The sequence below is a fragment of the Flavobacterium sp. 316 genome (assembly GCF_000967805.1).
Lineage (GTDB): Bacteria > Bacteroidota > Bacteroidia > Flavobacteriales > Flavobacteriaceae > Flavobacterium > Flavobacterium sediminilitoris.
In genome coordinates this window covers 455,221-480,708 of the sequence record NZ_JYGZ01000001.1, presented here as the reverse complement: position 1 = coordinate 480,708, position 25,488 = coordinate 455,221, and the positions used below count along the sequence as shown (strand labels likewise).

Annotated in this window: 21 protein-coding genes and 1 tRNA gene; 10 read left to right on the top strand and 12 right to left on the bottom strand. The window is 30.4% G+C overall.

Features of this window, described 5'->3' with window-relative positions; genetic code table 11:
* Positions 1-3: 3 nt before the first annotated feature.
* The 5 genes from SY27_RS02145 to SY27_RS02125 all read right to left on the bottom strand — a co-directional run bounded on the left by SY27_RS02145 (position 4) and on the right by SY27_RS02125 (position 7,047).
* On the bottom strand, positions 4-291 hold the full coding sequence (locus SY27_RS02145) for a heavy metal-binding domain-containing protein (RefSeq protein ID WP_045966963.1): 288 nt from the start codon (positions 289-291) through the stop codon (positions 4-6).
* A gap of 40 nt (positions 292-331) precedes the next feature.
* A complete protein-coding gene (locus SY27_RS02140) occupies positions 332-1,561 on the bottom strand; it encodes an efflux RND transporter periplasmic adaptor subunit (protein WP_045966961.1) in 1,230 nt (409 codons plus the stop codon).
* 8 nt (positions 1,562-1,569) lie between these two features.
* Positions 1,570-5,919 (bottom strand): CusA/CzcA family heavy metal efflux RND transporter, encoded by a 4,350-nt coding sequence (locus tag SY27_RS02135; RefSeq protein ID WP_045966959.1) that lies wholly within the window; start codon positions 5,917-5,919, stop codon positions 1,570-1,572.
* Positions 5,920-6,010: 91 nt separating this feature from the next.
* On the bottom strand, positions 6,011-6,343 hold the full coding sequence (locus SY27_RS18450) for a DUF6660 family protein (RefSeq protein ID WP_045966957.1): 333 nt from the start codon (positions 6,341-6,343) through the stop codon (positions 6,011-6,013).
* Between the two features lie 107 nt (positions 6,344-6,450).
* On the bottom strand, positions 6,451-7,047 hold the full coding sequence (locus SY27_RS02125) for an NUDIX hydrolase (protein WP_045967456.1): 597 nt from the start codon (positions 7,045-7,047) through the stop codon (positions 6,451-6,453).
* A gap of 7 nt (positions 7,048-7,054) precedes the next feature.
* Between SY27_RS02125 and pyrE the strand changes: the two genes are divergently transcribed.
* The 3 genes from pyrE to SY27_RS02110 all read left to right on the top strand — a co-directional run bounded on the left by pyrE (position 7,055) and on the right by SY27_RS02110 (position 8,930).
* Positions 7,055-7,702 (top strand): orotate phosphoribosyltransferase, encoded by a 648-nt coding sequence (gene pyrE, locus SY27_RS02120; protein WP_045966955.1) that lies wholly within the window; start codon positions 7,055-7,057, stop codon positions 7,700-7,702.
* A 21-nt stretch (positions 7,703-7,723) separates the two neighbouring features.
* Entirely contained in the window at positions 7,724-8,116 is a 393-nt protein-coding gene (locus tag SY27_RS02115; RefSeq protein WP_045966953.1) for a hypothetical protein, read from the top strand.
* Between the two features lie 79 nt (positions 8,117-8,195).
* The gene (locus SY27_RS02110; RefSeq protein ID WP_045966951.1) at positions 8,196-8,930 is read left to right on the top strand and encodes a sulfite exporter TauE/SafE family protein; all 735 of its coding nucleotides are present in this window, start codon (positions 8,196-8,198) and stop codon (positions 8,928-8,930) included.
* A 37-nt stretch (positions 8,931-8,967) separates the two neighbouring features.
* On the opposite strand, the gene SY27_RS02105 is transcribed toward SY27_RS02110, so the two are convergent.
* The 4 genes from SY27_RS02105 to SY27_RS02090 all read right to left on the bottom strand — a co-directional run bounded on the left by SY27_RS02105 (position 8,968) and on the right by SY27_RS02090 (position 11,283).
* Positions 8,968-9,043 (bottom strand) — tRNA-His (locus SY27_RS02105).
* A gap of 62 nt (positions 9,044-9,105) precedes the next feature.
* The gene (gene bshB1, locus SY27_RS02100; protein ID WP_045966949.1) at positions 9,106-9,825 is read right to left on the bottom strand and encodes a bacillithiol biosynthesis deacetylase BshB1; all 720 of its coding nucleotides are present in this window, start codon (positions 9,823-9,825) and stop codon (positions 9,106-9,108) included.
* A gap of 1 nt (position 9,826) precedes the next feature.
* The gene (locus tag SY27_RS02095; protein ID WP_045966947.1) at positions 9,827-10,858 is read right to left on the bottom strand and encodes an isochorismate synthase; all 1,032 of its coding nucleotides are present in this window, start codon (positions 10,856-10,858) and stop codon (positions 9,827-9,829) included.
* 5 nt (positions 10,859-10,863) lie between these two features.
* Entirely contained in the window at positions 10,864-11,283 is a 420-nt protein-coding gene (locus SY27_RS02090) for a PaaI family thioesterase (RefSeq protein ID WP_369793048.1), read from the bottom strand.
* A 130-nt stretch (positions 11,284-11,413) separates the two neighbouring features.
* On the opposite strand from SY27_RS02090, the gene SY27_RS02085 reads away from it, so the two are divergent.
* From SY27_RS02085 to SY27_RS02075, 3 genes are all read left to right on the top strand, one after another.
* Positions 11,414-12,970, top strand: a complete 1,557-nt coding sequence (locus tag SY27_RS02085) for a hypothetical protein (RefSeq protein WP_045966945.1) — start codon at positions 11,414-11,416, stop codon at positions 12,968-12,970.
* 34 nt (positions 12,971-13,004) lie between these two features.
* Positions 13,005-13,655, top strand: coding sequence for a DUF1579 domain-containing protein (locus SY27_RS02080; protein ID WP_045966943.1), 651 nt, complete (start codon positions 13,005-13,007; stop codon positions 13,653-13,655).
* Between the two features lie 104 nt (positions 13,656-13,759).
* Positions 13,760-15,310: an endonuclease gene (locus SY27_RS02075; protein ID WP_045966941.1), complete on the top strand. Its 1,551-nt coding sequence runs from the start codon at positions 13,760-13,762 to the stop codon at positions 15,308-15,310.
* Between the two features lie 359 nt (positions 15,311-15,669).
* On the opposite strand, the gene SY27_RS18445 is transcribed toward SY27_RS02075, so the two are convergent.
* Positions 15,670-15,855: a transposase gene (locus SY27_RS18445; protein ID WP_082084290.1), complete on the bottom strand. Its 186-nt coding sequence runs from the start codon at positions 15,853-15,855 to the stop codon at positions 15,670-15,672.
* 260 nt (positions 15,856-16,115) lie between these two features.
* Between SY27_RS18445 and SY27_RS02070 the strand changes: the two genes are divergently transcribed.
* The 3 genes from SY27_RS02070 to SY27_RS02060 all read left to right on the top strand — a co-directional run bounded on the left by SY27_RS02070 (position 16,116) and on the right by SY27_RS02060 (position 22,520).
* Positions 16,116-17,258, top strand: coding sequence for a hypothetical protein (locus tag SY27_RS02070; protein ID WP_045966939.1), 1,143 nt, complete (start codon positions 16,116-16,118; stop codon positions 17,256-17,258).
* 1,060 nt (positions 17,259-18,318) lie between these two features.
* Positions 18,319-21,978: a phosphoribosylformylglycinamidine synthase gene (gene purL / locus SY27_RS02065; RefSeq protein ID WP_045966937.1), complete on the top strand. Its 3,660-nt coding sequence runs from the start codon at positions 18,319-18,321 to the stop codon at positions 21,976-21,978.
* Between the two features lie 98 nt (positions 21,979-22,076).
* Entirely contained in the window at positions 22,077-22,520 is a 444-nt protein-coding gene (locus SY27_RS02060) for a hypothetical protein (protein ID WP_045966935.1), read from the top strand.
* Positions 22,521-22,700: 180 nt separating this feature from the next.
* Here the strand turns inward: SY27_RS02060 and SY27_RS02055 are convergent, their stop codons facing one another.
* Entirely contained in the window at positions 22,701-23,735 is a 1,035-nt protein-coding gene (locus SY27_RS02055; RefSeq protein ID WP_045966934.1) for a hypothetical protein, read from the bottom strand.
* A gap of 278 nt (positions 23,736-24,013) precedes the next feature.
* On the bottom strand, positions 24,014-24,202 hold the full coding sequence (locus SY27_RS18435) for a hypothetical protein (protein ID WP_082084288.1): 189 nt from the start codon (positions 24,200-24,202) through the stop codon (positions 24,014-24,016).
* Between the two features lie 315 nt (positions 24,203-24,517).
* Here SY27_RS18435 and SY27_RS02050 point away from each other — a divergent pair, with 315 nt between their 5' ends.
* Positions 24,518-25,267 carry a hypothetical protein gene (locus tag SY27_RS02050; RefSeq protein ID WP_045966932.1) on the top strand — a complete coding sequence of 250 codons (750 nt, stop codon included), beginning with the start codon at positions 24,518-24,520 and terminating at the stop codon, positions 25,265-25,267.
* Positions 25,268-25,488 lie beyond the last annotated feature (221 nt).

The window sequence follows — 25,488 nt, the reverse complement described above, 5'->3', positions numbered from 1 at the left end:
TTATTAATGATTATGTCCTTCGTGACCTTCTTCAGAATGATTATGTCCTTCAGTATTTTTTTCTACTTCAACCAAATCCATTTTGCAAACAGGGCAAGCTCCTTTTTCTTCATAAACTTTCCCTTTTTCACAATCCATAGGACATACATAATGGGCAAGGTGCATCTCTCCTTCTGCGTGATCATGACCTGTGTGATCTTCTGTTGTTTCTACTTTCTTTTCTTCATTTTTACATGATGTCATTGATAATGTTGCAATAGCAAATACCATAATTGCAATTGATTTTCTCATTTTTCTTGTCTTTAAAAATTTATAAATATATTTAGTGTTCTTAATGTGAATGTCCTCCACCACCTTCATTTTTGATTAAGTGACTTTGAATATAATAAGCTCCTTTAAGAGCTATTTTTGCATTTTTATCTACTTTTTGCAATAATGATGCTTGTACATAACCTAATTGGTTTGTTCCTGTTTTCACTTCTATTCGTTGAAAATGAAACGTTTTTTCTTTTTTGGTTGATTCGTCTATATTTTCCTCTAAAATAAAAATAAATTCTTTACCATCGGCTTTTACTATAGCATCAATTGGTAAAGCACTTACTGCATTGGTTCCAATATCTATTAAAGCATTTACATACATTCCTGAAATAAGTCTTTGTTCTTTATTAATAATATCGGCATGAACCGCTATTGATTTGGTATCATTTTCAAATGCTTTTCCTACACTAAAGATTTTTCCTTTAACCTCAGCATTATCTTGATTTGTTAATATAAATCGTACTTGTTGTCCTTCTTTTACTTTATATAAATCTTTTTCATAGACTAATAAATCAACATGTAATTTTGAATTATCTACAATAGATAATAATGGTTTTCCTATTTCCACATTACTGCCTATTTTAATATATATTTCGGTTACATAACCTGAAATAGGTGCAACAACACTTACAACTGAAGTAGTTTGTCCGCTTGCGTTAATATTAAATACATTGAGTTGCTTTTGCAAAGAGCTAAAACGAGCTTTTTCTATTTCATAATCTGCTTTTGTTTTTTGAAATACTTTTTTAGAATTCACTTCTTCATCATTCAATGTTTTTTGTCTTTCAAATTCTAATTTTAAAAATTCTAAATTGCTCTTTGAAGTAAGATACGCTTCTTGCAACTTTGTAAATTCTGGACTTTCAATAGTTATTATTGTTTGTCCTTTTTTCACATATTGACCTTCTTCTATTAAAATTGATTTTACGATTCCTGTGGTATGAACTGAGACATCTGCTTGATTTTGTGGAGGCAATTTTGTATATCCATTAGCATTAATTACTTCACTTAAATTTTTTAAAGAAAAAGTTCCTAATTCAATATTTGCAGCTTTAAATTGAGCTTCATTTAGTTCTACTTCTTTAATATTTGATACTGACTCTTCTGCTAAAGTTTCTGTTTCATCATGGCTATGCCCATCATGATTATGTCCGTCATTTTCAGTATGACGAAAAGCAAAATAAAGAATTATAGCAAGTGTAGCAATAGCAAGTATTATATATATGATTTTTGATTTTTTCATTTCTAATGTTATTGATTGATTAAATATTGTAAGTTAATCACAGTTTGATTATAATTACGAACAGCTTCTGTATTATTTAATTGAATTTGTAAAGCTGTTTCTAAACTATTAACATATTCAACATAAGATATTGCTCCATTTTGATATCCTTTTGAAGCATTTTTAATAATATCGTTTGCATTTGGAATGGCAATGGTACTATAATAATCTGTTAATGATTTATAAGTATTTAATTGTTCCATTTGCTGGTCATATTGACTTTTTATTTGCTCTTGAAGGTATTCAAAGTTTTTCTGTTCAACTTCAATACTTGTTTTGGTTGCTTTTGATTTTGCAACAGTACTTCCTACAAAAATGGGTAACGCAATTCCTACTGAAAACCCTTTAAAGTCTAAGTTGTTTCCATAATTAACGGTTTGTCCATTGACTTCGTGATCACCAACCATAGATTGCATAAAATAGCCCGCGCTAAATTCAGGATACAAAGCTGATTTTTCAAGCTTATGATTTGCTTCTGCTATTTTAATTTGATTGTTTGCTAATTGCAATGAAGGGTTACTTTCAAAATAAGTGCTATCTTTTAATATAATTATTGGTAATACTAAAAAAGAAGTATCAACTGCTACAAAATCTGTTTCCAAATTCATTAACATTTTTAGTTTTGATTTTTCAATGGAAATTTGGGTATTATTTTGTTTTATCTTTTGTTCTAATTCTTGCTGTTTTGCTATTGCTATATTTTTTTCTAGTGCATTTGTTTCTCCTGTTGAATATTTGAGTGATGCCGCTTTTACAAATTTTTGCATTACAATATTTTGTTCTTCAAGTAATGTTTTTTGTTTTTGAAAAAATAGCATCTCATTCCAAGATTGTCTAATACTAAATATCATTTCTTGCTTTGCAATTCCTAATTTGTTTTGACTTGCATTACTATTTTCTTTTAGCAGTTTCTTCTTCGCTCCTATTTGAAAAGGATTAATACTTTGACTAATACTGAAGTTTTTATCATTAGAATATGTATTAATTTGCCCAAAAGTTCCTGAAATATCTGTTTTAGGTAACTCAAATGCTGATTTTGTTAACTGTTCTGCCATTTTAGATTCTAAAACAGAAGCTTGAACATTTTGATTATTTTTTAGTCCTAATTCAATTGCTTTGTTTATATCCAATTCTTGTGTAGATTGTGCATTGCTATTCATTGACCACAAGCTAAGTATAACAATAGGAATAATTTTAGTATTTATACCAATTGATTTTTTTATTCCATTTTCTAAATAATAATACAGAATAGGAAGCACAATTAAGGTTAATAATGTAGCTGTCAAAAGTCCTCCAATAACAACTGTTGCTAATGGTTTTTGAACTTCTGCTCCAGCACTACTACTTATTGCCATTGGTAAAAATCCTAATGATGCAACCGCAGCAGTCAAAATTACTGGACGTAACCTTACTTTTGTTCCTTCTTTAATTCTATCATAAATATTATCCATTCCTTCCTGTTTTAACTGATTAAAATATCCTATTAATACTATTCCATTTAAAACTGCAACACCAAAAAGAGCAATAAATCCTACTCCTGCTGAAATACTAAAAGGCATTCCTCTTAACCAAAGTGCAAATACACCACCAATAGCTGATAACGGAATAGCTGTAAAAATTAATAAAGATTGTTTCATTGATTTAAAAGTAAAGTATAGCAAGACCAATATTAATCCTAATGCAATTGGTACTGCAATAGAAAGTCTTTTATTTGCTTGAACTAAATTTTCAAACTGTCCTCCGTATGTTGTATAATAACCATCTGGTAATTTTAAACTCGTATCTAATTTAGCTTGAATTTTTTCAACTACTGTTTTAACATCTGCACCACGAACGTTGAAGCCTACAACAATTCTACGTTTTCCATCTTCACGAGAAATCTGCATAGGTCCATCTTCATAGTTTACTTCTGCAACCTGATTTAAAGGGATTTGGTTTCCTGATGGTAATGTAACAAAAAGTGATTGTAAATTTGAAATATCACTTCTATTATTACTTTCTAATCGAACTACTAAATCAAAACGTTTTTCTCCTTCATAGACAACTCCTGCTTTTTCTCCTGCAAATCCCATTCTTACAACTCTGTTTAAATCATTAACATTTAAGCCATAAGCTGCCATTTTATCTTTATTATATCGAATTGTAATTTGAGGCAAACCTGCAACACGTTCGGCTTTTACTCCTGTTACTCCTTTAATATCTTTAATAAGTTGCACAACTTCATCTCCTTTACTAACAAGCATGTCAATATCTTCTCCAAATATTTTAACAGCAACATCACTTCTTACTCCAGTCATTAATTCATTAAAACGCATTTGAATAGGTTGAGAAAATTCGGTAAATACACCTGGAATTTCATCTAAAGCATGTTCCATTTTTTCCATTAACTCTTCTTTTGTTTCTGCTGAAGTCCATTCATCTTTATCTTTTAAGATAATCATCATATCGGCTGCTTCAATAGGCATTGGATCTGTAGGGATTTCTGCTGAACCAATTTTAGAAACAATCATTTTTATTTCAGGAAATCTGGCTTTTAAAATCTGTTCTGCTTTTGTAGTTGTTTCAATTTCTTGTGACAGTGAACTACCAGAAGCAATAATTACATGTGTTGCAATATTCCCTTCATCTAATGTTGGAATAAACTCACCTCCTAAAGTATTAAAAATAAATAACGAAATTGCAAACAACCCTACAGCTACAGATATAATTACAACCTTAATTTTTAATGCTTTTTCTAAAATAGGTTCATAAATATTGTGAATTTTTTCAATAATTTTATCGCTAAAATTTTTCTTATGTCCTGTTTGCTTTTTAAGCACTAAAGCAGACATCATAGGAACATAAGTTAAAGACAAAATAAAAGCACCTAAAATCGCAAAAGAGACTGTTTGAGCCATTGGGCCAAACATTTTACCTTCTATTCCTACTAATGCTAGAATAGGCAGATAAACAATTAGAATAATAATTTCTCCAAATGCAGCACTACTTCTTATTTTTGAAGAAGCTTGATATACTTCATCATTCATTTCTTGCTTGGAGAGTTTCCCTTTTTTACCTACCTGTAATCGATGAATTATAGCTTCTACAATAATAACAGCTCCATCTACAATAAGTCCAAAATCGATTGCGCCAAGACTCATTAAATTACCACTTACTCCAAAAAGCTTCATCATTGAAATGGCAAATAATAATGCAAGTGGAATTACTGAAGCTACTACTAATCCTGCTCTCCAATTACCTAATAATAAGACTAAAATGAAAATAACAATTAAAGCTCCTTCAATTAAATTTTTTTGAACAGTACCAATGGCATTATCAACTAAAACAGTTCTATCTAAAAATGGTTCAACAACAACACCTTCAGGCAATGTTTTTCTGATTTTCTCTATTTTATCTTTTACCAATTTTACCACTTCCCCACTATTCTCTCCCTTTAGCATCATTACCATACCAGAAACATCTTCTCCTTTTCCATCTTTTGTAACTGCTCCATAACGAATACTACTTCCTATTTGAACTTTAGCAACATCACGAATTAAAACTGGAATTCCATTTTGAATTTTAACTACTATTTTTTCAATATCTTCTATACTGTTTACCATTCCTATTCCACGAATGAAATAGGCATATGGTTTTTTATCAATATATGCTCCACCAGTATTTTCATTATTACTTTCTAAAGCATCAAAAATTTCAGTAATTGTAGTATTCATACTTTTCAACTTATCTGGTTGAACGGCAATTTCATACTGTTTTAAATTTCCGCCTAAAGTATTTACTTCAGCAACACCTTTTGTTCCTATAAGTTGTGGTTTTATAATCCAATCTTGAATAGTTCTTAATTGTGTAATATCTATTTTATCTTCATACTCTTTTTCTGCAAAAACAACATATTGATAAATTTCGCCTAAGCCTGTAGATACTGGAGCCATTTCAGGAGTTCCTAAATTTCCTGGAATAACATTTTCAGCTTCCTTAATCCGTTCTGAAATTTGAGCTCTTGCCCAATATATATCTGCACTTTCTTCAAAAACAACGGTAACTACACTTAATCCAAAACGACTTATTGAACGTAATTCAATAACCTTTGGAATAGATTTTACCGATTGTTCAATTGGATAGGTTATGAATTGTTCTACTTCCTGTGTAGCTAATGTAGGTGAAGTCGTAATTATTTGTACCTGATTATTTGTAATATCTGGTAAGGCGTCAATTGGTAAAGTATAGGTTGAATATACTCCTACAATGACTAAAATAAATGTAAATAGTCCAATAATAAATTTATTATTGATACTAAAATGAATGATTTTATCTAACATTTTTTAGTATAATGAATGAAAATAATAAGTTAATTGCCTTTACATTTTCTTTAAAGGCCAAATGATAGTATCCGAACTTATTCGGATTTCATTATACTAATTGAGGTGGTTGCCAAATACTTCCAAAAAAACTAGAAGATAGTGTTGATTTATAGAAAGTATGTTTAGGCTGTATTATTTTAAATGTAAAAGGAAAATCAAATGTTACAATAGTTGAATAAGTCATAACTTGTATTCCACAACAGTTGCAAATACAAAATGGTGGACAAGTGTCTTCTTTATCATCATGTGAGTGGTTTTCATGATTTAAAGCTAACTCAGAATGAGAAGAATTTGAAACATCAGCACTAACTACATCATCAGTACAAGGCATACATGACAAAATAATAAGGTAGATAGATAATATGATGTTTAACCATTTCATGTAGGCAAATATAAATATTTTTTATCTATTTGATTTAATAATCTAACTTGTAATAGTGAAACTTAATCATATCTTAAGAATCCTTAGTTTTTTTTACTAACTAAATATTATACGTTTTCTTTTTCAAATAATAACTTGATATTTTCATAAGAATTCTCTAATAATTCAGGAATCCTTTCTGGTTCTACCCATTCAACTTTTTCAATTCCCTCGTCTTCTTGTCCTTTAGGTAGACCTTTAAAGGTAGATTTCATTTCAAACCAATAGGTTTGTTTTAATTTATAATGCCCGTTTCGTTTGAAAACATGGTATGTTTTTTCGAGTTTTTTTACAACTGACAACCCTGAAACACCTGTTTCCTCTTCCACTTCTCTCATTGCAGTTTCTTCAATTGTTTCATTTTTTTCAGTTCCTCCTTTAGGAAGGTCCCATTTTCCATTTCTAAAAATAAACAATACTTCACCTTTTTCATTATAAACTAAACCTCCTCCTGCTTTTACAACTGGAATTTTAGCTTTTAATGTCTTCATTATCAATTTTTCATCTGGATGATATAGAAAAGCTTTTTCAATTTTATTTTGAAACATTTTTACAATTAACTTTTTAATATCAATACTTTCTAAAAGAAAAATTTGAAAGTTGACCTCTTTTTGAACTTTATTTGTCAAAAAAAGTGGTTTATCGTTCACAAAAACTTTATACATTTGCAATATGATTTTTAATAACAACACCGCCGAAAAAACAGCTGAATTGCTTTTACAAATAAACGCAATTAAATTAAATTCTAAAAATCCTTTTACATGGGCTTCTGGATGGAAGTCTCCAATATATTGTGATAATAGGATAGTTCTCTCATTTCCACCTGTTAGGAATTTCATAAGAGAAGAATTTGCAAAGAATATTGAGAAAAAATTTGGAAAACCTGATGTCATTGCTGGTGTTGCCACAGGAGCAATAGGTATTGGCATACTTGTTGCTGAATATATGGGATTGCCATTTGTATATGTAAGACCTGAACCTAAAAAACACGGTCGTCAAAATCAAATTGAAGGTTTTTTACAAAAAGGACAAAGTGTTGTAGTGGTAGAAGACTTGATTAGTACTGGTGGTAGTAGTTTATTGGCCGTTGAAGCTCTTAAAAATGAAGGGGCTATTATAAAAGGAATGGCTGCTATTTTTACATATGGGTTTGATATTTCTATTAATCGTTTTAAAGAAGAAAACATTGACTTATTCACATTAAGTGATTATGAAAATTTATTAAAACAAGCTGTTACTAAAAAATATATCGATCAAGATGAAATAATAAATTTACAAGAATGGAGAAAAAGCCCTTCTACTTGGAAAGTTGAAATATAATATATAAAATATAACTATAAAATGAATTTAGAAAGCCCAAAAGTAACCGTTGATAAATCTTCTGAATATTTATTCACTGCTTTAACTGATGTTAAAAATTTTGAAAAGTTAATGCCTGATACTATTTCAAAATTTGAAGTATTAGGTGAAGATGCTTTCATTTTTGGTCTAAAAGGTATGCCAGAGATAAAATTAAAAATGAAAGAACAAACTCCAAATTCAAAAGTAGTTTTAGGTGCTGCAAGTGATAAGTTACCTTTTACTTTAACTGGTAATATTATTTCTTTAGAAGAGAATAAAAGTGAAGTACAGCTTCTTTTTGAAGGTCAGTTTAACCCTATGATGGCAATGATGATTAAAGGACCTATTAGTAAATTCATTGAGACTTTATCTCAAAATATGCATAAATTATAATTTTTGCATTAGAAAATACATTTATAAAACTCCTGATGTTCAGGAGTTTTTTTTATTTATATTTGAAAAAAAAGAATCTATGTTTGAAAGAATCAATTATCTCTTTTTATTTTTTGCACTAATAGCAGAAGTTATCGGAACAATTGGTGGTTTTGGTTCTTCTGTATTCTTTGTCCCTATTTCCAGTTTTTTCTTCGATTTTCAAACGGTATTAGGCTTAACTGCTATTTTTCATTTATCTAGTAATTTAAGTAAAATTGCACTTTTCCGAAAAGGATTGGATAAAAAATTATTGTTATATATAGGTGTTCCTTCTGTTCTTTTTGTTATTCTTGGAGGTATATTATCTAACTATTTGGATTCTTATGTTTTAAAAATCATTTTAGCTATTTTCTTAATAGGCTTTAGTTTGTTATTTCTAATAAAAAAAGAATTGGTTATTAAACCTGGACCAAAGCAATCTATTACAGGTGGAGTTTTATCTGGTTTTACAGCAGGCTTATTAGGAACTGGTGGAGCTATTAGAGGTATTACAATGGCAGCTTTTAATTTAGAAAAAACCGTTTTTATTGCTACTTCTGCTGCTATCGATTTTGCTATTGATTTTACACGTACTATTGTTTATTTCAAAAACGGATTTATACACCAACACGATTTAATCTATGTTCCCTTTTTACTAATAATTGGATTAATTGGTACTTATATTGGAAAATACATTTTACAGTTTATACCACAAGAACGATTCAAACAAACTTCTTTGGTTTTAATCTTATTCATTGGAATTGTAATGGTAATTCAAATTGCTATAAACTAAAAAAAGTGTTGAATTACTTCAACACTTTTTTATTTTAGGGTGAATGATGGGGCTCGAACCCACGACCCTCGGTACCACAAACCGATGCTCTAACCAACTGAGCTACAATCACCATTTGTTTAACGAGTGCAAATATACAGCAAAACTTTGATTCTGCAAATAAAAAATAAAAAAATTATATTAAATTTTCTAAACTATTGATTGCCAAATACCTTTCTACAGTAAATCCTTCAGCGCAATCTACTCCTACTAATCTTCCAAGGTCTTGTGCGCGATATTTTATACTATCTAAGAAGTTTTTAGATGTAATTGGAGTAATTGGTTCATTAGATTTTGGATCATAGAATTGTGAACTATAGGCTAAAACCGAATCCATCTTCTTGTCCATGAATCCTGAGATATCAAAAACAAAGTCTGGTTCAATATTTTGCCATTGTATATAGTGATATACTCGCTTTGGTCTCCAAGATTCCTGTTTATTACCTTCTTCATCTATAGTTTCAATTTTCGGTAAGCCGGAAAGAAAACAAGCATCACTTACTAATTTACTTCCTTTACCATGGTCTATATGACGATCTTCAATTGCATTACACAATACAATTTCTGGTTTATATTTTCGTATTTTTTTTATAACTTCTAATTGATGTTTTTCATCATTAACAAAAAAGCCATCTCTAAATTTCAAATTTTCTCTTATTGTAACGCCTAGTATTTTTGCTGCTGCTGCTGCTTCTTCGTCTCTAATTTCGGCCGAACCTCTAGTGCCAAGTTCTCCTCTAGTTAAATCTATAATTCCTACTTTTTTACCTAAAGAAACTTCTTTCGCAATAGTACCTGAACAACCTAATTCAACATCGTCTGGATGGGCTCCAAAAGCTAAAATATCTATTTTCATGTTATACTTTTATTATTTTTAGCATTGTAACTAATTTATTTTCTGTTTCAAAAAATTCTTTTTCTGGATTACTATCTTTTGTAATTCCACATCCTACATATAGGTTAATTTTCTCTTCTTCAACTTCCATACATCTTAAATTAACAAACAAATTGGATTCATCCTTAATATTCCACTCTCCTAAAAAACCAGAGTAAAATTTTCTATCATATCCTTCATTTTGCAACACAAAAGCCATTGCTTCTTTTTTAGGTAATCCGCATACTGCTGGTGTTGGGTGTATTTGAAATAATAATTTATTCGCAGATTCTTTTTCTTTTAAATAAGCACTTATCGTTGTTTTAATATGTGCTAGTGTTCCTGCTTTTGCCGTAAAAGGTTCGGAAATTGTAATATTCTTTACAAAAGGTGTAATTTCATGAATAATAAAATCGCTCACAAATTGTTGTTCTTGCAATTCTTTTTCTTCCCATATTAATGAATCTTTGTACAACTGTGTTCCTGCTAATGCAACTGTACTTATCTTGTCCCCTTCTACTTTAAGTAATTGTTCTGGTGTTGCTCCCATCCACATTCCAATTTTTGGATGATAAAAAAGATACCTAAAAGCAGTGTTATAGCTCTGTAATAATCTTAAAAAAGTAGCTTCAAAATCCATTTTTACAGGAACTACTACTTTTCTTGATAAAACTACTTTTTCAAAAAGATTATTATTAATTTCTACAATTCCTTTATTAACTAAATCTTCAAAGTTTTTTTTAGCTTTTTGATCAATACTTATATCAAGTAAGATATTTTCAATTTCAATTTTTTTAATAGATTCCGAAAGAAAATTACTATTGCTAAGACTAATAATGTATGATTCAGTATTAGAAAATGGAGCAAAAACAAATCCAGATTGTCCTTTAAAAACTTCTAATTCATCATTTTTTTGAAAATAAGCATTTAATTTATTAGAATTAGGATTTGCATATAAAACAAAAGGTAATTCTTTTTTAATTTGCGTTTTCGCTTCGTATAAAATCCTCTGCATTATAATTATTTTCTTGACAAAACCATATTGGTTAATTTACAAAGTGAAATTAAACTACCTTCTTCATCCGTAATTTTAATTTCCCACAAATGAATACTTCTTCCTTTATGGATAATTTTAGCTGTTGCAAAAACAGTTCCTTCTTTTTTACTTTTTAAATGATTTGCACTTATTTCAATACCTCTAACTTCTTGTGTTGCTGAATCAATAAACATCACTGAAGCAGCACTACCTACACTTTCTGCAAGAGCTACACTTGCTCCTCCATGAAGTAATCCCATAGGTTGATGTACTCTTGGATTTACTGGCATTTTTGCTGTTAAAAAATCTTCTCCAGCATCTATATATTCAATTTCTAAAGTTTGCATTAATGTATTTTGAGACATTTTTTCACAAACTTCCAATATTTTTTCTCTATTAAACATTATCTTCTTTTTCACAAAAATACAAATTCTTACTAACTAAAATCACATATAACAAATCAATATATACTACGTTATACTTTTAAAAAAATAATTACATTTACAAATCAAAATTGCTAATCTAAGAAATCTAATGAAAAATTACTTTTATATATTCATCTTATTATTTACTGTTTTCTATTCTTGTAGAAATGATTTTGACTTTGAATCGAGTACTGGAAATTTAGCTTTTTCAAAAGATACTGTGTATTTAGATACTGTTTTCACAAATATTGGTTCAAGTACATACACTTTAAAGGTTTATAATAAAAGTAATAAGAATATTTCGATTCCAAAAATACAATTAGGCAATGGAAATAATTCAAAATATCGATTAATGGTAGATGGTGTTCCTGGAAAAGTATTTGAAGGTGTTGAAATGTTAGCCAAAGATAGTATGTATATTTTTATTGAAGTTACTGCTGATGTCATAGACACAGATCCAACTGATTTTTTATATACTGATACTATTTTATTTGGTGAAGGTAGCCAAACTCAAGAAGTAGAATTAGTAACATTAATTCAAGATGCTTATTTCATATATCCTCAAAGAACACAAAATCCTGATGAAAGTTTTACTTATGAAACAATAAATTTAGGAATAGATAACGATGGAAATCCTATTGAAATTAGAGGAACTGTACTCGATGAGACGGATCCGATTAACGGAAATGAATTGCACATGACCAATTTGAAACCTTATGTAATATATGGTTATGCAGTTGTTCCTTCAAATAAAACACTTATTGTAGATGCTGGAGCAAGAGTACATTTTCATGCCGAATCAGGGTTAATAGTTGCAAATAACGCATCTTTACAAGTTAATGGAACCCTTTCAAATACTGATGATTTAGAAAATGAAGTTATTTTTGAAGGAGATCGTTTAGAACCTAATTTTTCAGAAATACCTGGGCAATGGGGAACGATATGGTTAACTAAAGGAAGTGTTAATAATACTATTACTAATTTAACCTTAAAAAATGCAACTGTAGGCTTTTTAGTAACAGGAAATGATGAAACAAACATTCCAACACTAACCATGAACAATGTTCAAATATACAATTCTAGTAACGTCGGAATTTTAGCCAGAACAGGTAATATTACAGGTTCAAATATAGTCATCAATAATTCTGGACAGTCTAGTTTAGCTTGTACATTTGGAGGAAACTATGATTTTACTCATTGTACTTTTGCTAACTATTGGCCTACTCCAAATCAAACTGCTATCGTAATTGATGATTATGATGGTAATCCTATTTATGCTTTAACACAGGCTAATTTCAACAATTGTCTTATTTACAGTTCTACCAACTATTCTATCTCATTAAAAAAAGAAGGAAGTGACTCTAATTTTAATTATCAGTTTAATAATTGTTTAATAAAATTTAATGATTTTAGTAATCAGTTTTCATCGCATCCAGAATATCAATTTACAGGAAGTAAATACACAAATTGTCTAATTGCTACAAATTCAAACACGAATAAACCGGATTTTAAAAACCCAAATGATAATCAATTATATATAGGTGAAAATTCGGCTGCAAAAGGAAGTGCAGATTTTAATTTCTCATCTGGAACAAATGATATTCTAGGATATCCAAGAATAAACCCTACTGATATTGGTGCTTATAATTTTACTATCTTTGATTAAACAAAGATTAAACAAACTCTAAAAACTTTTAATTATGAAAAAATTAGCACTACCTCTCTTATTGGTTTCAATAAGTATTGTTTCTTGTAAAAAAGTTGAAACTCCTGAACCTGAAGTAACTAAAGAAGTCATTGATACTACAGAAATTGCAATTGAAGAACCTGTTTCAATTCCTGATTCTGCTACAATAAATAAAGCATGGATGGATTATATGACTCCTTCAGATATGCATACAAACTTAGCTAAGGATAATGGTATTTGGGATGAAGAATTAACTATGTGGATGAGTGCAGACGCACAACCAGAAACCACAAAAGCAACAGCCCAATATAGAATGATTCTTAATGGATTGCATCAGGAAATGATTCATAAAGGAGATTTTATGGGTATGCCATTTGAAGGAAGAGGAACGATGTCTTTTGATAATGCATCACAAGAATACATTTCTACTTGGATAGATAATATGAGTTCTGGTATTACTACTATGAGGGGAAAATTAGATAAGGAGTCTAATGTTTTAAAAATGGAAGGACAAAGCATTGACCCTGTAACAAAAAAAATGAAAGTGATGAGAGAAGTAATTACTTATATTGACAATGACACACATAGATTAGAAATGTATGATACTGGTTATGATAATGTTGAATATAAAACGATGGAAATCTTATTAAAAAGAAGAAAATAACTTTTATTTAAAAATTCTTAACAAAAATGTTAATAAATTAATAATACGTTAATTTTAAATTTAATTTTTGTGTTTAATTTTACTAAAAACCAAAACACACTATTATGAAAAAAATTAACGTATTATTTTTTGTAATACTCTCAAGCTGTATTACTTACGCACAAGCTCCAAGTGGTTATTATTCTGCTGCTACTGGTAGCGGTTATACACTAAAAACTCAACTCTACAATATAATTAAAAATCATACCAATAGAGGATATAGTGGTTTATGGACTACATATAGCACATCTGACAGGGATCATCAAAACGAAAATGATAATACTATTTTCGATTTATACTCTGAAATTCAAAATGGAAGAGATCCTTATAATTTTACTTATGGTTCAAATCAATGTGGTACTTACTCTGTAGAAGGGAATTGTTATAATAGGGAACACATGATTCCTCAATCTGTATTTAATTCTGCTTCTCCAATGGTTGCAGATGCTCATTTTATAACACCTACAGATGGAAAAGTAAATGGTATTCGCTCTAATTATCCTCACGGAGATGTTGCATCAGCATCTATAACAACTAGAAATGGAAGTAAATTAGGAACAAGTGCTGTTTCTGGATATTCTGGGACTGTTTTTGAACCTATAGATGCTTTTAAAGGAGATATAGCTCGTATGTATTTTTATTTTGCAACACGCTATCAAAATACAGTCGCAAATTACAATTACGATATGTTTAATAATACTAGTACACAGGTTTTTACTACTCCTTTCCTAAATATGCTTTTAGCATGGCATGCACAAGATCCTGTTAGTGCAAGAGAAATTGAACGAAACAATGCCATTTATGCTCGTCAAAACAATAGAAACCCCTTTATTGATAATCCAAGCTACGTAAATGCTATTTGGGGAGGAACTTCTGGAGGTAGCAATCCAGATGGAGGAAATACCACTACAAAAAGTGACTTGTATTTATCTGAATATATTGAAGGTTCATCAAACAATAAGGCGATTGAAATTAAGAACGAAACAGGTAATAGTATTAATTTAGCCTCCTATTCTATTAAAAAACAAACCAATGGTTCTGGTTCTTGGAGTACTGGGTTAACTTTGAGTGGAACTATCGCAAATAATGGCAAATATGTAATTGTTAATAGTGCCATTTCTTCAAGTTGCTATTCAAATGCAAATCTAACAACTAGTGCTACTGAAATGGCTTATAATGGTAATGATCCTATAGGATTATTTAAAAATGGAGTATTAATTGATATAATAGGCACTTATAATGGAGGTTCATCAAACTTTGCTTCTGATATTACCCTAAGAAGAAAAAGCACAGCAACAGCTCCTAAAACATCATTTAGCAATAGTGATTGGGATACTTACAGTATTGACACTTGCAATGGCTTAGGAAATAAGACAGCGTTATCCATAACAATAAAAGAATATAACTTCAAAATATTTCCAAATCCTACAAACGGTTCATTTACAATAGAGGGTGAAAACAATTTTACCATAGAAATTTATTCAATAGTGGGGCAAAAAATACTTGAAAAAGAGATTGTAAGTATAGAACGTTTTCCAACGTTTCCAAAAGGAACTTATCTTGTTAAAATAAATAAAGAAAACAACATCACGACTAAAGTATTTGTTGTTCAATAATTGTAATAAACGGTTTTAAGATATATTGTTGGTAACACAACAACTCCAATAGAGGTTGTTTTATAGAACCTAAAAGGTTTTTATAAGACAACCTCTTTTTATTAAAAAAGTGAGCCAAGAATAAAGCGGAGTGAAAACAACTGTAGGTAACAAAGTATAACCACAATTACAGGGATTTGACTGCGTCCGAATCCACATGGAATTACTAACGCTTGGGCAAATCGAAAATCTTCGTATATTTATTATCCGTAACTGATAGTTATACGAGATCTTTAGACACTATTAAAGCCAATCAATGAGAAAATTGCTAACATCTACTATTTTGCTTCTCCTAATCGACTGTGCTTATTGCATAATGGCTATAAGCATAATTGTCTGTCGGAGTTAATGTTATTCAAATAGCCTACCAGCAAAATCTTAAAGAATACAGCAGGATCAATACTCTCTTGCCCTTCTTTTCCGTAATAATGTTTAGTGGATTTATATAAAAAATGTAAATTGAGTTCGGTTAATAAACTTCTGTAAAAATTATCCGCTGGAACCATGTCCAACAAATTAACCGAAAAAAATAATTGTGGAGTAAAACTCTTCTTGCCTTGCTTGAATAAATTTACAAAACAACTTTCTTTTATACAACTTTTTTATATATTTGAGTTGTGCAACAAACACAATGACTATAAGTAATTGCTTATTCTCGCCTACTTCTGAAAATCCGTTAGAATTTTCAGTTTGATGTGTACTTGCAAAGTTAAGTGAAAACCCACACAACTACTCATAGCCGAGGTCGTTGGCAACAATATAAATAATGAAAGCGTCTAAGACATTAGGAAGACCTGAAAATTGGCAAGACTTTGAATCTCTTTGTAAAAAACTTTGGGGAGAAATTTGGCAATGTCCTGAAATTAAAAAAAACGGAAGAGCAGGTCAAGAACAAAATGGTGTTGATGTTTATGGAATTCCAAGTTTTGATAATGAGTATTATGGAATTCAATGCAAAGGAAAAGATGAATACACTCACAAACAATTATCTGAAAAAGAAATTGAAAGAGAAATTGAAAAAGCAAAATCTTTTGAACCCAAACTTAAAAAACTATATTTTGCAACTACAGCCGTAAAAGATTCTGAAATCGAAAAAGTTGTTAGATTAAAAAATCAAGAACATAAAAAAGCTAATCTTTTTGAAGTTCACTTGTTTTCTTGGGAGGACATTGTTGACTTAATTGAAGAAAATCGTGAAACCTATAATTACTATGTGAATAGCATTAACTTCAAATCTACACATTCAGTAGCTTTAACTTTTCCTGACAATACAACAGAATTAACAATAGTTCCAAAGTTTAGAAAAAGAATCACACATTTTAAACAAAAAATCGTACCTCAAAATCCGCTTTTTGGTAATCCAATTTTTGACTTATTAGAGAAACAACAAAATTATGCTCGTATAATTTCAGTAAACACTAACAAAACTGAAATCAATTATAGTTATTGTCAATTTTATTTAAGGGTACATAATACGGGAGATGCACCAATTGAAGAATACAAAATATTCCTTGAATTTGAAGGCGAAATCGCTGACTTATCTGATACTAATGAAAAAACAACAGGTTTTGAATTAATAAATTTAAACCCTAGAATACCAGACACTTTTTTGTATTCTGACTCTTTAACAGGAGAGATTGTTCCTAGAAAAAGTATTTTAGTTGGTGATGACACATTTGCTTCTGATGATATTTTTTTGAAACCTTATCCTAGAGAATCCAAAGCTGTTATTAAATGGAAACTTGTTTCAAAAACTTTTAAGCAAGAAGGAAGTTTATTGATAAATATCAAACCTGATATTGAAACAACTTATAATGATATTCTAATTGAAGACCCTTTAAAAGTCAGAACAGAAGAAAGTGATATAGAAGACTATATTGTTGAGAAAAAGGATGAGGACAGAGAATAAAAATACTGTTGCCAACAATGGTAACTGCTGCACAACTCCCCTTTTTTAAAATAATCTGAAAAAGCATAAAGACTCAACCTTTTTTAAAGTGATTTAAAGAAAGTTTGTTTTTTAGATGTAGTTTAACTGTAAGAATTTGAATAGCTTAACATCGGGTTTTTGAGGTTTAACAGACACATAAATAACGTGTGCTTGATGTAAGTTTAATCTGATTATCGGTCACTTCGCTTTGTTTCATTCGGTTTTGCCTCGAGGCGAGTGGTTTTCTATAGAGGGATGAAGGGAAATTATATTGAGAAGCATCATTAATATGTTCTCGATGCATTTTTTGTTCCATTTTATTGCACAAAAAATACTCGAACTGACGAAAACTTTAAATGTCATATATTTATTCTTCGAACTTATGTATTAACGTTCTTGATACATTTTTTGTTCCATTTTATTGCACAAAAAATACTCGAACTGACGAAAAACTTTAAATGTCACATATTTATTCATTGAACTTATGTATTAACGTTCTCGATCTTTTTTATTCCATTTTATTGCACAAAAAATACTCGAACTAACGCCAAAATAACCTTTCTAGCTAAACAGAAATTATAAAGAAATACTGGAGATTGTTCAAAAAAATAATGGATGCAACTATTTTTTACTTCTTTTTTTTAAAAAAAGAAAGAAAAAAGGGAGTCTTAATTTAGAATAGAAATTAAGTGACAATATCTCATTATCTCAAATTACACATTAGAGTTCTATTACGAAAAAGGGCTACTTTATATTTGCTTCAGTATTCGGTTTTACATCCTCAATGCAGCCAATGCTACATTTGTGGGTCAAGACTTTCGTACTTCGCAACTATTTTGCATCCCTTTCTCTCATAACAAAGTCTAAGGCATAATCTGGGATTATTCAAGCCTTTTGAGTCATCTCTATTTTTTATTATCAAGTTGCTACAAATATCTTTTGAACTTCAATATTTTTAAAATAAATTTGCATCATAAACAACAACGCCTGAAGTGGACCAAATTGTATGGGACACAACGGAATAAAACAACACAACACAATGATTCATTTTTTCGGAAACGAAACTGCTACTCTATTTGCTGTTCAATCTCAAAATGAACTATCAGTAGAAACTGTATCGAAATTAAATTGGCTTTTTAACGCTTCTTTACTTGTAGATGATCAAAACAAGACTCAGGCATCAATTGATGCTTTTTTTGTTGGTCCAAGAGCTGCCATGATAACACCTTGGAGTACTAATGCTGTTGAGATTACTCAGAATATGGGGATTGAAGGCATTATTAGAATTGAAGAATTTGAAAAAGTAACAGAAGCTTATTTAGATTTTGATCCGATGCTTTTTCAGAAATATTCCGAATTAAATCAAGAAATTTTTACTATTAATATTTCTCCTGAAGCTATTCTTGAAATTGATGATATTGCAAAATACAATCAAACAGAAGGGTTAGCTCTAAATGATGAGGAAATTGAGTATTTAAATAATTTAGCTGCGAAAATAGGACGAAAGTTAACTGATTCTGAAGTATTTGCTTTTTCACAAGCGAATTCAGAACACTGTCGTCATAAAATTTTCAACGGAACTTTTGTAATTGATGGAAAAGAAAAAGTAACGTCTTTATTCAAATTAATTAAAAAGACATCGTCTGAAAATCCAAATGATATTGTTTCGGCTTATAAAGATAATGTTGCTTTTATAAAAGGACCAAAAGTGGAGCAATTTGCACCTAAATCGGCAGATAAACCTGATTTTTACGAGAAAAAAGAGTTTGAATCGGTACTTTCTTTAAAAGCGGAAACTCATAATTTCCCAACCACTGTTGAGCCATTCAATGGTGCTGCAACGGGTTCTGGAGGAGAGATTCGTGATCGTTTAGCTGGTGGACAAGGTTCTTTACCTTTAGCTGGAACTGCGGTTTACATGACTTCTTATTCGCGTTTGACTAACAACAGAAGTTATGAAAATGGTATGGCTGAAAGAAAATGGTTGTACCAAACTCCAATGGATATTTTAATCAAAGCTTCTAACGGGGCATCTGATTTTGGAAATAAATTTGGACAACCTTTGATTACGGGTTCTATTCTTACTTTCGAACATGAAGAGCAGGCTCGTAAATTGGGTTACGATAAAGTAATCATGCAAGCTGGTGGAATTGGTTACGGAAAATTAGATCAAGCGATAAAAAAGAAACCTCAAGAAGGTGATAAAATTGTCATTTTGGGTGGTGAGAATTATAGAATTGGAATGGGTGGAGCTGCTGTTTCTTCAGCAGATACAGGAGAATTTAGTTCGGGAATTGAATTAAATGCTATCCAACGTTCGAATCCTGAAATGCAAAAACGTGCTGCTAATGCTATTCGTGGTTTGGTAGAAAGCGATAACAATCCTATCGTTTCTATTCACGATCATGGTGCTGGTGGGCATTTGAATTGTTTATCAGAATTAGTGGAAGAAACAGGTGGATTAATTGATTTAGACAAATTACCTGTGGGTGATCCAACGTTGTCTGCCAAGGAAATTATTGGTAACGAATCGCAAGAAAGAATGGGATTGGTTATTGGTAAACAAGATATTGACACTTTACAACGCATTTCAGACAGGGAACGTGCTCCTATGTATCAGGTGGGTGATGTAACGGGTGATCATCGTTTTACGTTTGAAAGCAAAACTACTGGTGCAAAACCTATGGACTATGCTTTAGAAGATTTCTTTGGAAGTTCTCCTAAAACTATTATGACGGATAAAACGATAGATAGAAATTATTCAGAAATAGTTTATTCGCAAGAAAATATACCTACTTATTTAGAAGAGGTTCTAAAATTAGAAGCAGTTGCTTGTAAAGATTGGTTAACGAATAAAGTAGACCGATGTGTAGGTGGAAAAGTTGCCAAACAACAATGTGCTGGACCTTTACAATTGCCTTTAAACAATGTAGGTGTCATGGCTTTAGATTATAATGGAAAGGAAGGTATTGCTACTTCTATTGGACACTCTCCTATTTCTGCTTTAATTGATCCAAAAGCAGGAAGTAGAAATGCTATTGCTGAGGCTTTGTCTAACATTGTTTTTGCTCCTTTAAAAGACAATTTGAAATCGGTTTCTTTGTCTGCCAACTGGATGTGGCCTTGTAAAAATGAAGGTGAAGATGCCCGTTTGTATGAAGCTGTTGAAGCTTGTTCGGAATTTGCCATTGAATTAGGTATTAATATTCCAACTGGGAAAGATTCGCTTTCTATGAAGCAAAAATACCCTAATGATGAGGTTATTGCTCCTGGAACTGTAATTATTTCTGCTGCTGGAAACTGTAATGACATTACTAAAGTTGTGGAACCTGTTTTCCAAAACGATAAAGGTTCTGTTTACTATATCAATTTATCGCAAGATGATTTTAAATTAGGTGGAAGTTCGTTTGCGCAAATACAAAATAAGATTGGTAGTGAAACTCCAACCATAAAAGATAGTGCTTTCTTTAAAAAGGCTTTCAATGCTATTCAAGAAGCGATAAAAGCTGATTTAATTGTTGCTGGACATGACATAGGAAGTGGTGGTTTAATTACTACTTTATTAGAAATGTGTTTTGCTGATGTAAATGTTGGTGCTGCATTAGATTTTAGTTCGTTTGCCGAAAAAGACTTAGTTAAAATCCTTTTTGCAGAAAACATTGGAATTGTTTTACAAGCCAAAGACGATGCTGCCTTTGAAAAAGCTTTAGCAGGTGTTGAAGTATTTAAATTAGGAAAAGTTTCTAACAGTACTACTTTAGACCTTGGACTTTTATCTTTTGACATTAACCAATATAGAGAACAGTGGTTTGAAACCTCTTTCCTACTTGATCAAAAGCAAACCAAAAATGGAAAATCGTTAGAACGTTTTGAAAACTTTGCCAATCAACCGTTGCACTATACGTTCCCAACTCACTTTACTGGATTGGCTCCTGTTATTTCGAGTGGAACAAGACCAAAAGCGGCTATTATTCGTGAAAAAGGAAGTAATTCTGAGCGTGAAATGGCCAATGCGATGTATTTAGCTGGTTTTGATGTTAAAGATGTTCACATGACCGATTTGATTTCGGGTCGTGAAACTTTGGAAGATATTCAGTTCATTGGTGCTGTTGGAGGATTCTCTAATTCGGATGTATTAGGAAGTGCTAAAGGTTGGGCTGGAGCCTTTCTATACAATGAAAAAGCTAATACCGCTTTGAAAAACTTCTTCAAAAGAGAAGATACTTTATCGGTTGGTATTTGTAATGGTTGTCAATTGATGATGGAATTAGAGTTGATTAATCCAGAGCATGAAGTGCATGGTAAAATGTTGCATAACGATTCGCACAAACACGAAAGTGGTTTTACTTCGGTAACGATACAAGAGAACAATTCGGTAATGTTGAAAACTTTAGCTGGAAGTACATTAGGGGTTTGGATTTCACATGGTGAAGGAAAGTTTAATCTGCCTTATAGCGAAGACCAATATAATATTGTAGCTAAATATGGTTACGAAAGTTATCCTTCTAATCCAAATGGTTCTGATTTTAACACGGCCATGATGTGTGATGTTACTGGAAGACATTTAGTAATGATGCCACATATTGAGCGTTCTACTTTCCCTTGGAACTGGGCACATTATCCAAAAGATAGAAACGATGTGGTTTCTCCATGGATTGAAGCTTTTGTTAATGCAAGAGAATGGATTGAGAAGAAATAATATTTTTTAAATGATATAAAAAACAGCCTCAGTTTCTATAATTGAGGCTGTTTTGTTTTTGGAAATGTTTTATATTTACTTTTTAAAATTATTTTTTTATGCTTGAGAATGAATCTGAATTAGAAATAACCTATCAAGAACAGGTTCAAAATTGGCTACAAATTGCTTTTAGTCAGTCAAATGAAAAATTTTCAGAAATGTTTTATTATGACATAAAGAACAAACAATTTTTTTCAATACTTGTAACTGATTATTTTCATTTTGATGAAAATTTTAATATTCCAAAAAATACAAAATCAACTTATTCTAATGAGATTTTAAAGTTATTAAAAGAACGCATATTAAAAATTGAAAACAACGCACCTGACATTATACCAATACCCCGATTAGGAAATAAAACATTGAATTTTAATGAAGAAATCTCTGATTTTTTAGACAGAAATACAATAACAATTGAATCAACTTCAATTTGGGATATTGATGAAATAGGCAATGTTACAATAAATCTTAGCAGTCGAAAATGGTGGGAATTTTGGAAATAACATTAAAAAACTACTTCAAATCATCATCATACTTTTTTCTATTGCTACTTTTAGTCAAAATATATCTAAAATTAAAGCAGACCTTGCTGTTTTAGATAGCTTAATGTATCAAAAAGAAAATTGATTTTTTACACAGATAATCTAAAAACCTACGTATAAAAACTGTAAAGTATCAATTATTTATCCACACCAATAAAAAAGTTTAATTTGTTTATATGCTTTATTTTCTCTGATTTCTTTACATGTCTTTTTCCCTCTATCGTATTTCTTTGCTTTTTCGTTGAATGGTAATAAACCAATTTCTAATCTTTTACGATCTATTTCTTCAAATAAAGTTGAATCTTTTGTTTGATGCCATTCGTTATAATAACTTTTAGAATCGCTTTTTAAAGCATAAAAGTCAATAATTTCAGCATATAAATCTGATGGTAAATTTCCTTTATAGACTTCTTCTTTTAATAAATTGTTAATATTATTATTTTCTCTTGGAAAAGTGTAATAATGAATTAAAATGAGTTTCGCTTTGTTATTTCCAAATGTATAACTATATGAGTTTTTTCTTCCTATACGATATACATCAATCATTCTTTCTTCTGGGAATCCGTGTTCTTGAATTATTGGAATTAATTTATTTTCGACAATTTCTTTAACGATGGAATCATATTTTTTTTCATAAAGTGCTTTATTAACTGTATCTATGTTTGACAAGGAGTCTAAATAATGTATCTTCCATTTATTATCCAAATCTGAAAGCTTATTAATTGTGTCAACCATATATTGGTTGATTTGGTTTTTATATTTTTGGTTAGCTAGCTGAAATTTTTTTTTAATAAAATCCTTACCAACATGTTTATTTATATATTCATTTAATAAGGTATCTTTATAAAAATATTCAGGTAATAATCCTCTTTCCATTCCATTTATAAGGAATTTTTTAAATTGTCTCTTATCATTTTCAACGGCTGCTACTTGCATTGCGGTAAAACAATTTTTAGCAATTGGTTTTACTTTTATATTTAGGGCTTTTGAATAATACGTTAAGGCCTTGCTGTTTTCTCCATTCAAAACGTATGATTCTGCTTTATTTATGTTATGAGTATATTCTATGTATTTATTTGTGTGTTTACTTACTTTTAAAGTATTACAGGAAACAAAAGAAACTATTAAAATATTTAAAACAATAAAACATATTTTATGAGTTGGTGATTTAATCATTTATTTATCTAAAAATATTGAATTTAAAAGTTTATTTATCAATAACTCAAATGTATTTAATTTATTACATTTTTTTTAATACAATTTTGTGAATTTTATTTTCTATAACTATCAAAATTTTAAAAGAGTTAAATATCCCAAAAATAAGGTCTTGTAAGAAGTTTAGTATTAGAATGTTTTGTGTTTCTTCTTTTGAAATTGTTTTTTATTTATTTTTATTACTATTACCGCTTATTTGAATTACTGCCTTTACATTTGAATTGTGGTAATTTGCTTGCTTATTTAATGAATTGTAGTACTTGATCTATTTGCAGTCCCATGTATTCACAAAATTCTTCTAGTGTGATTACTTGGTGTTTTTGTTTATTTAGTTGTTTTTTTATGTTAGCAATAATGTTTCGGCATTGTCTTTCGCTTTTTCCTGTTATTCTCTGGATGTCTTTTGGGTAGATACAAATTCTGTTCATGTTGTTTATTTTTATGATTATACTTCATTATTGCTTACTGGTGTGTTATTGCACTTATCCTAGGCTTTGATAGGACTTTGATAAGGCTTTGATAGAGCTTTATAGTTTTTTTGAGGACAATAATTATTCCAATTATTTGTAGGAATTATCTATTAACATTTTTTTAGCTTTCTTGTTGTTGTTTTCGGCAAAAACGGCAATATCAGTCTATTACAGAAGTGTTGGGTTGTTTTTTTGGTCTTTGGCATTGTGCTTGATTTTGGTTTTACAAGTGATTTTGAGATCACATTTTGTTTCACTTAAATTTTATATGCTATGGCAAAAATTAATGGAATTATCAAGATTGAAGGTACGGTTGAGGATCTTACTTTCTACAAAAGAAATGGAAAGATTTTTGTACGCAGAAAAGGGGGTATCTCTAAGGAGCGTATTGAAAATGACTCGAATTTTGTTCGTACTCGCGAGAATAATACGGAGTTTGGGCATAGTGGCAAGAGTGGCAAGGTGCTTCGTTTGGCTTTGGGAAGTATGGTTTTCAAGGCTAAGGATAGTAAGCTTTCTAGTCGTTTGCTAACGGTTATGTCTCGTATTAAGAATTTGGATTTAACTTCTTCTAGGGGTATGCGAAGAGTGGGGCTTGGTTTGTCTTCTCTTGAGGGAAGGATGGTTTTGAAGGGGTTTGATTTTAATGCGAATGCTCCGTTTAATACTGTGTTTTTTGCTCCTTATGTATTGGATACTTCAACGGGAGGTGTTAGTATTAATGATTTTATTCCGGCTGAGCAATTGCTTTTTCCTCCAGGGGCTACGCATGTGAGTTTTCAAAGTGCTGCTTTGGCTATTGATTTTGAAACGGAGGTTTCTGAGTTGGCTTATAGCGCGGTGGTGAATGTTCCTATTAATTATACGGCTGTTTCACCGGTGTTAACTCCTACTGCTGTTCCTACGGGTACGGGTGTACAACTTTTTTTGATTGGGATTACTTTTTTCCAAGAGGTTAATGGGGTGCAGTATTCTTTAAAAAATGAGTCTTATAATGTTTTGCATATTTTAGATGTATTGTAATTGTTTGATCTCTGTTATTTTTTAGACTCCTTGTTGTTGTTCAGCAGGGAGTTTTTTTGTTTTTTGTTCTCGGTTGTAGGTTGTGGGTTTGTGGGTTTGTGGTCTCTTGAAATAAATTTACAGTTTCAAAGAATCTTTGAATTGTTTTGTGGAGCTACTTATGGATGCTTACAACATGACAAGGTGGTGTGATTGATTGTTGCTAATGGGGTTCCTCCTAG

Excerpts from the sequence above, each read along its gene's own strand:
- SY27_RS02060 (WP_045966935.1), top strand. The coding sequence starts at position 22,077 with ATGCTTGAGAATGAATCTGAATTAGAAATAACCTATCAAGAACAGGTT.
- SY27_RS02125 (WP_045967456.1), bottom strand. The coding sequence starts at position 7,047 with ATGTATAAAGTTTTTGTGAACGATAAACCACTTTTTTTGACAAATAAA.
- SY27_RS02055 (WP_045966934.1), bottom strand. The coding sequence starts at position 23,735 with ATGATTAAATCACCAACTCATAAAATATGTTTTATTGTTTTAAATATT.
- purL (WP_045966937.1), top strand. The coding sequence starts at position 18,319 with ATGATTCATTTTTTCGGAAACGAAACTGCTACTCTATTTGCTGTTCAA.
- SY27_RS02135 (WP_045966959.1), bottom strand. The coding sequence starts at position 5,919 with ATGTTAGATAAAATCATTCATTTTAGTATCAATAATAAATTTATTATT.
- SY27_RS02080 (WP_045966943.1), top strand. The coding sequence starts at position 13,005 with ATGAAAAAATTAGCACTACCTCTCTTATTGGTTTCAATAAGTATTGTT.
- SY27_RS02050 (WP_045966932.1), top strand. The coding sequence starts at position 24,518 with ATGGCAAAAATTAATGGAATTATCAAGATTGAAGGTACGGTTGAGGAT.
- SY27_RS02085 (WP_045966945.1), top strand. The coding sequence starts at position 11,414 with ATGAAAAATTACTTTTATATATTCATCTTATTATTTACTGTTTTCTAT.
- pyrE (WP_045966955.1), top strand. The coding sequence starts at position 7,055 with ATGATTTTTAATAACAACACCGCCGAAAAAACAGCTGAATTGCTTTTA.
- SY27_RS18445 (WP_082084290.1), bottom strand. The coding sequence starts at position 15,855 with ATGGTTCCAGCGGATAATTTTTACAGAAGTTTATTAACCGAACTCAAT.
- SY27_RS02070 (WP_045966939.1), top strand. The coding sequence starts at position 16,116 with ATGAAAGCGTCTAAGACATTAGGAAGACCTGAAAATTGGCAAGACTTT.
- SY27_RS02145 (WP_045966963.1), bottom strand. The coding sequence starts at position 291 with ATGAGAAAATCAATTGCAATTATGGTATTTGCTATTGCAACATTATCA.
- SY27_RS02140 (WP_045966961.1), bottom strand. The coding sequence starts at position 1,561 with ATGAAAAAATCAAAAATCATATATATAATACTTGCTATTGCTACACTT.
- SY27_RS02115 (WP_045966953.1), top strand. The coding sequence starts at position 7,724 with ATGAATTTAGAAAGCCCAAAAGTAACCGTTGATAAATCTTCTGAATAT.
- SY27_RS18435 (WP_082084288.1), bottom strand. The coding sequence starts at position 24,202 with ATGAACAGAATTTGTATCTACCCAAAAGACATCCAGAGAATAACAGGA.
- SY27_RS02095 (WP_045966947.1), bottom strand. The coding sequence starts at position 10,858 with ATGCAGAGGATTTTATACGAAGCGAAAACGCAAATTAAAAAAGAATTA.
- bshB1 (WP_045966949.1), bottom strand. The coding sequence starts at position 9,825 with ATGAAAATAGATATTTTAGCTTTTGGAGCCCATCCAGACGATGTTGAA.
- SY27_RS02090 (WP_369793048.1), bottom strand. The coding sequence starts at position 11,283 with ATGTTTAATAGAGAAAAAATATTGGAAGTTTGTGAAAAAATGTCTCAA.
- SY27_RS18450 (WP_045966957.1), bottom strand. The coding sequence starts at position 6,343 with ATGAAATGGTTAAACATCATATTATCTATCTACCTTATTATTTTGTCA.
- SY27_RS02075 (WP_045966941.1), top strand. The coding sequence starts at position 13,760 with ATGAAAAAAATTAACGTATTATTTTTTGTAATACTCTCAAGCTGTATT.
- SY27_RS02110 (WP_045966951.1), top strand. The coding sequence starts at position 8,196 with ATGTTTGAAAGAATCAATTATCTCTTTTTATTTTTTGCACTAATAGCA.